At 33.8% G+C, this 6,282-nt stretch carries 4 protein-coding genes and 1 pseudogene; 3 read left to right on the top strand and 2 right to left on the bottom strand.

Annotation, left to right across the window (positions count from 1 at the left end):
• Positions 1 to 362: 362 nt before the first annotated feature.
• Together ACQR30_RS16945 and ACQR30_RS16940 are read right to left on the bottom strand one after the other, a co-directional pair.
• Positions 363 to 3,221: a hypothetical protein gene (locus tag ACQR30_RS16945; protein WP_429736959.1), complete on the bottom strand. Its 2,859-nt coding sequence runs from the start codon at positions 3,219 to 3,221 to the stop codon at positions 363 to 365.
• Between the two features lie 230 nt (positions 3,222 to 3,451).
• The gene (locus ACQR30_RS16940) at positions 3,452 to 4,006 is read right to left on the bottom strand and encodes a fasciclin domain-containing protein (RefSeq protein WP_429736958.1); all 555 of its coding nucleotides are present in this window, start codon (positions 4,004 to 4,006) and stop codon (positions 3,452 to 3,454) included.
• A 238-nt stretch (positions 4,007 to 4,244) separates the two neighbouring features.
• Between ACQR30_RS16940 and ACQR30_RS16935 the strand changes: the two genes are divergently transcribed.
• The 3 genes and pseudogenes from ACQR30_RS16935 to ACQR30_RS16925 form a co-directional block, all read left to right on the top strand.
• Positions 4,245 to 4,826, top strand: a complete 582-nt coding sequence (locus tag ACQR30_RS16935; RefSeq protein ID WP_429736956.1) for a DUF3109 family protein — start codon at positions 4,245 to 4,247, stop codon at positions 4,824 to 4,826.
• Between the two features lie 24 nt (positions 4,827 to 4,850).
• Positions 4,851 to 5,453, top strand: a complete 603-nt coding sequence (locus tag ACQR30_RS16930) for a TrmH family RNA methyltransferase (protein WP_429736955.1) — start codon at positions 4,851 to 4,853, stop codon at positions 5,451 to 5,453.
• A gap of 243 nt (positions 5,454 to 5,696) precedes the next feature.
• A pseudogene (locus tag ACQR30_RS16925) lies at positions 5,697 to 6,282 on the top strand (bifunctional aspartate kinase/homoserine dehydrogenase I); the annotation flags it as partial.

Here is a 6,282-nt window from a genome sequence, read left to right as displayed (position 1 = left end):
TGCTGCCCAATTGATATTAGGGGCGCAAAAAATATTAATAAGAATAAAAGTCTGGCTCTTCTCATAAATTAAATAATTTGAAATTGAAATGTTGCAACAGAACATCTTTGTCCTGTTTGACTAACCAAAATTAACAATACTGCGACCCCAATTACAAATTATTTAACACATCAACACTACATCAAAAATTAAGTTAAAGAAAAAATTACCTACTCAATAATACATCATTAATATTAATTGCTATATTTAAATAAATGATTAACAAATATTAGAATAATATTTATAAAATTTCAGTTAAATAATGATCGTTAGTATATATTTTTCATTAACAATATAGTAACGAACTAGAATTTATTCAACTTTTAAAGCTTTACCATGAAATCACTCAAATTTTCATGTTCATCTAAATTCATTTTTTTACGCAATCTGTAGCGCTTTATTTCTACCCCTCGTGTAGAAATGTTTAAAAGCGGAGCGATTTCCTTGGTAGTTAGATTCATTTTCAAATAAGCGGCCAAACGCAAATCTTGAGCGGTTAAGCTTGGAAATAGTTTTAAAAGCTTGGCAAAAAATTCTTCATGTACTTTATTAAATCCGTTGTCAAACAAATGCCACTCATTCTGTTCATCTTTAATATGCCTATCTAAGGACTTAGAAAGCTTTTGCAATTGCGCTTGAATAACTGCTTGATTTTTTGAAGTCCTTAATTCATCTAAATGCTCTTTGATTCTTTTTAGCACATTTTTCTTTTTGATAAGGTCCATTGCTAATGTGGCTAGATCTTCACTTTTGTGTACCACTTCACTCGACAATTGTTCTTGTTTTAGCTTCAGTATTTCATTCTCATTTTTTTGCATTTGCATCAATAGCGCTTCTTCTAATTTTAATGTAAGGGTATTATGTTGTCGATTAAGTCGTTTTTTATGCCATTTGTAAAAAAGAAATAGGATGGCAAAAAGCATTATAACATATAAAATTTTGGCAACTGTAGAAAAATACCAAGGATTGGCCACCTCAATTATTATCGTTGCATAACCATCAGATAGGTTGCTTTTTACCTTAAAAGAATATTTACCCGGGTTTAAATTAGAAAATTCTTTTTCAGAGTTGGTCGTCCATTCACCCCAATTATCAGTGTCATTGCTTGATAAGGAATAACTAAACTTTACATCCTTAAAATAAACAGGTAATTCATATTTTATCAGTATACTATTCTGACTATACTTTAAATAGATCTGGTTACCATTTTCAATACTATTGCTATCCAAAGAATAATAATGACTCTTATTTGAAATAAAAACCTGCGTGATGATAGTAGCTGGAAATTCTGATTTACTACTGAAACGATTTTTGTTGATTACGGCAAATCCTTCTTCACCACATACAAAGCTTATTTCATTCGTGAATGGAATTATATTTTCCGCTCCGGACACCAGGCTGAATATCTTTGAATTAAATGGATAAAACTGAAATGCCCCTGACTTATTATTTTTGTAGGTTACTGAACCCGTACCCCTAATTAACCAATAACCATAAGCACTATCGTTGATAATAACTTTGGAAGTAAAATATTCTTGAAATTCTTGCTTAAGTTCATTCTTGGCAATTAAGCTATCTGTATTAAAATCATATTTAAATATCCCATTCTCGCTATTGAGCAGAATCTGATTTTTATAATTGAAAAAAGACATTCTGCCGTGGGCTGGAAAACCCTTGGCCCGAGAAAGCTCTCTAATAAAAACTGCTCTGGAATAGTCTGCTGACGGCTTGATAATATATACACCTTTGTAGGCATGTATTACGTATATTAAACCCGACGAATCAATGCGCAACATCTTAATTGGAAAAGATCCGACCCCAGCTAAAAAGTTTGAAAAATACCAATCAGCTTTATCCTTTTTATAAACAGCTATACCATTATAAGTTCCTTGCAACAAAATATTCCTGTTATCTTTGACGGGCTCCAAATCCCATCCACCTGAAGAACTTAAAAGCCACTTATAGTTGCTGCCTGTAATAACTAATGTGCCTGAGTTATTTCCACAAAAAAGCTGATTATCAATCACCTTTAAATCCCAAGATTGATTCGAAATATTAGCAAATCGTTCCAGGCTATCTATGTCAAATGACGCCAAATTGGTAAAGGGCGCTCTAAACAAACCATGGTTAGAGGCGACATAAATATGGCCTTGAAATACCGTCATAGAATATATTGTTCCAACTTTTCCTTTTATGTCATTATAATATTCTACATCAGACTTTAATACAACTTGACTAATTCCTCGGTCTAGCGCTAACCAACAATTATTTGCGTCATCTTTAAAAAGACTCAAAATAGTATTATTCTGCAACCCATTCCCTTGATTTATTTTACTAATAGTTTTACCAAAAGCATCAATAATAATCAATCCGCCAGAAATCGTTCCTATAGCATACAAATTATCGCTTAACTGAATCCCGTTATTTATTTCATTTGTTTTTAAATAAATTTCATCCTCGGCCCTAAAAGAAGAATAACTATTTCCGTCAAACATATATATACCATTCTTTTCTGTACCAATTAATAGATTATTATTAGCATATGGCAGTATAAAATTGATTTTAAAATTATTTAGTAAATCACTTTTGGAAAGTGGTGCCAATTTGTAATTTTCATCTATGTAATAAACACCTTTGCCCAACACATCCACATAGTATTTATCACGCACAAGAAAAGTAAACATGATAGTCCCGGGTGCCGCAATGGATCTTATCTCGTTATTCTTATAAAAATAAATATGTGAAAAAGATTGAAATAGCACATCTTCCTGTCTGGGGATAATTTTCCATATTTCCTCTTCATTAAAAATAGAGTCGGCAATTAAATTGTTTAAAGAATGATATTTGTAATCTCCAAATGGTTGTTTTTCCCAGTAGCCAAATTCTCCAAATGCGCCTGTATATATTCTGCCTTTTTGGTCCGAAGCTATACTTCTGATTATTTTTTGTTTAGGTAGCTCATACAAGCTCCAATTCTGACCACCAAAAACAAGCATCCCCATATTATTAGCAAAATACAACAAATGATTTTCGTCTTGCGTAATAGACCAATTTTGACCCTCCCCCTTATAATCTCTATTAGAATAATTGATTATTTCTGGCTTAATCTCATTTTGCGCCCTACAAATATTAGAGAGCATCACCAAAGCGGCCAATAATATAAAAAATAATTTTCTCTGCATCTTTTTTGCAATTATGTTAAGAGGTAAAACAAATGGCAAACTCTCCCAGTTAATTCAGTATCCGAAATTACTTTATAGGGCAAATAAATATTATTTCATGTAGAAATAACCTATGAAATAATCTATCTACGCAAGTTAGTGAAACTCAGATTAACAATAAAAAAGGCAAGCACATAAAATGCTCACCTATTTTCTTGGTTGTCTGAATATATAGTTCCCTACACTGGTCCCTAAGGCATTAATACCTTATCTATTACGTGTATTACCCCATTGGATTGGTTTACGTCGGCAATGGTAATCATTGCTTTATTACCCTTCGCATCCACCAACCAAATACCTTTGTCATTCTGCATAACTGCAATATTTTCACCTTCCACGGTTTTAAGCGTTGTTTTGCCATGCCCCTTTTTGATCCATTTCATTAAATCTTTAGCGCTAATTTTCCCGGGAACAACATGATAGGTCAAAATCTTAGTCAATAAAGCTTTATTTTCCGGTTTTACCAAATTGGCAACTGCCCCTTCTGGCAATTTATCAAAAGCTTCATTGGTAGGAGCAAAGACAGTAAAAGGGCCTTTACCTTCCAAAGTCTGAACTAACCCGGCAGCTTTTACAGCTGCTACCAAAGTCGTATGGTCTTTTGAGTTTACAGCATTCTGAATGATGTTTTTTGAGGGATACATAGCAGCACCGCCTACCGTTTTCACTTTTTGCGCAAATGATGTTGAACCTACTAATAAGCCAACGCATACTACTAAAATCGCTTTAATTTTTGGAACTTTCATAATTTTTGTTTTTATATTTTAAAAAAATTCTTTGTAAATAAATAGTCTTTAACCTATTGATAATAGACCATCTATAATCTTGTAAACCATTATATTTTTTTGTTTTAAAAAGTTTACTCCATCATTTACGGTAAAACAAATAACCTTGGTTTTTACAATCGAAAAAATAATTTGGGCCCTTTCTACCCTCATATAGTGCAACGTTATTATTATCTTTGCTATCTCAAATATTCATACGATGATTGTAATTGACAATGCGCTAATTAGTGACGAGGTAATAAGCGAACAGTTTGTGTGCGACCTTAGCAAATGTAAAGGTGCCTGCTGCGAAGATGGGGATGCAGGCGCGCCTTTAGAAGAAAATGAATTAAAAGAATTAGACAATTATTATGAGATCGTAAAAGAATATATGACACCCGAAGGAATAGCCGAAATTGAAAAGCAAGGCAAGTATGTCTTCGATGAGAACTTTGGTTGGGTTACTCCTACCGTCAATCAGGCAATTTGCGCTTATGGTTTTCGCGATGAGAAGGGCATTGTAAAGTGTGCGATAGAACAGGCTTACAATGATAAAAAAGTAAATTGGAAAAAGCCGATAAGTTGCCATTTGTTTCCGATTAAAATTCAAAAAAGCAAACAAGACGAGGACTTGGAATATGTAAATTATGAGCCGCGTGAAGATTTATGTAAGGCCGCTTGTAAACTCGGAAAATCACTCAAAGTACCGGTTTATAAATTCCTAAAAGATTCTATCATTCGCAAATACGGCGAACAGTTTTATGATTCTTTAGACGCAACCGCCCAACATCTACGTAAATAGAACAATAAAAGCCGCTTCTTTATTATGACTGTTGAACGCCGGAAAAAATTGGAGAATGTTTTTAATAATCGTCAAACTGATTTGACGATTGTATTTGAAAATGTGCAAGACCCACATAATATTTCGGCCGTATTACGCACCTGCGAATCAGTGGGTATTCAGGATATTTATATTTTAAACCACACTATCCCGTTACACCCAAAATTTGGCAAAGAATTGGGGACACGTAGTAGCAGTAGTGCATGGAAATGGCTGACAATTCACAACTTTGATAACGTCTTGGATTGCGTACAAGACCTCAAAGAAAATGGATTTAAATTGATGGCAACGCATCTCGCTTCTGATGCAATTGACCTATATGATGTAGATTTTAGAAAAAAAATCGCCCTTATTTTTGGCAACGAGCGAAAAGGTGTAAGTAATCAAATGCTGGCTCTTTGTGACGGTAATTTTTTAATTCCCCAGGTCGGAATCATACAAAGTTTAAACATCTCTGTAGCTTGTGCAGTAAGCCTTTATGAAGCATATCGTCAGAAGAAACTCGCGGGACACTATCCGCGCAAAACCTCTACTAACGAACGTTTGCAACAACTAAGGAATAACTGGGGATTAGAAAATCAGGAATAAATATTTTAAAAAAATATTTGTTCATATTAAATTCGTGGACTAATTTACACCCATATTCGACAGATGAATAATCGTAAAACAAATATCACCTCTTCTTTTTTGATGACCTCCGGGACCATCATTACGATTATTATTTCAACCCTGTAAAGGGTTAGCAATATACTATATCATCCTCTGGGCGTTTTGCCGTTTTTTCTAAGAATCTTATTTATTCTCAATTAAATTATTAAACACAAATTTCTCATGCGCGTATTCAAGTTTGGCGGTTCTTCCGTCGCAAACGCAGATAATATCAAGAAGGTTGCCGCTATTGTGGCCGCTGCTCAAGAAGGTAAGAAAATAATTGTTGTTTCCGCAATGAGCGGCGTTACCAATCAACTGCTTCATATTGGCAACACTGCTTCAAATGCCGATGAAAATTACAAATCACTATTACAGAGTTTGCTAAATCATCATTTGAACGAAGCAAAAAGATTAGTACCTGTAACAACGCAAAGCGCTTGTCTTAGTGGGATAATGCAATTGTTCAATGAAATAGAAGAGATAGCGGATAGTGTGTGTCATCTTAAAGAATTTTCTCCTGCAACTAAAGATCGAATTCTAAGTTTTGGAGAAATATTATCGAGCAAAATCATCTCCGCTCATTTTCAATCTATCGGTTTAAAACATAGCTGGCTTGATTCAAGTGAACTAATTTTAACCAATTCAAAATTTGGAGCTGCCGAAGTAAAATTTGCAGAAACCAACAAATTGATCAAAGAAAAATTAAACGATTCACAAGAAGATATTTTTCTTGTTCCCGGCTTTATCGCCAAAAACAAAAAGAACC

Source organism: Arachidicoccus sp., assembly GCF_050436765.1.
Classification (GTDB): Bacteria; Bacteroidota; Bacteroidia; order Chitinophagales; family Chitinophagaceae; genus Arachidicoccus.
Note: the sequence above shows the minus strand (reverse complement) of the source record. Positions and strands in the feature narration are given on the sequence as shown.

Excerpts from the sequence above, each read along its gene's own strand:
- ACQR30_RS16935 (WP_429736956.1), top strand. The coding sequence starts at position 4,245 with ATGATTGTAATTGACAATGCGCTAATTAGTGACGAGGTAATAAGCGAA.
- ACQR30_RS16945 (WP_429736959.1), bottom strand. The coding sequence starts at position 3,221 with ATGCAGAGAAAATTATTTTTTATATTATTGGCCGCTTTGGTGATGCTC.
- ACQR30_RS16940 (WP_429736958.1), bottom strand. The coding sequence starts at position 4,006 with ATGAAAGTTCCAAAAATTAAAGCGATTTTAGTAGTATGCGTTGGCTTA.
- ACQR30_RS16930 (WP_429736955.1), top strand. The coding sequence starts at position 4,851 with ATGACTGTTGAACGCCGGAAAAAATTGGAGAATGTTTTTAATAATCGT.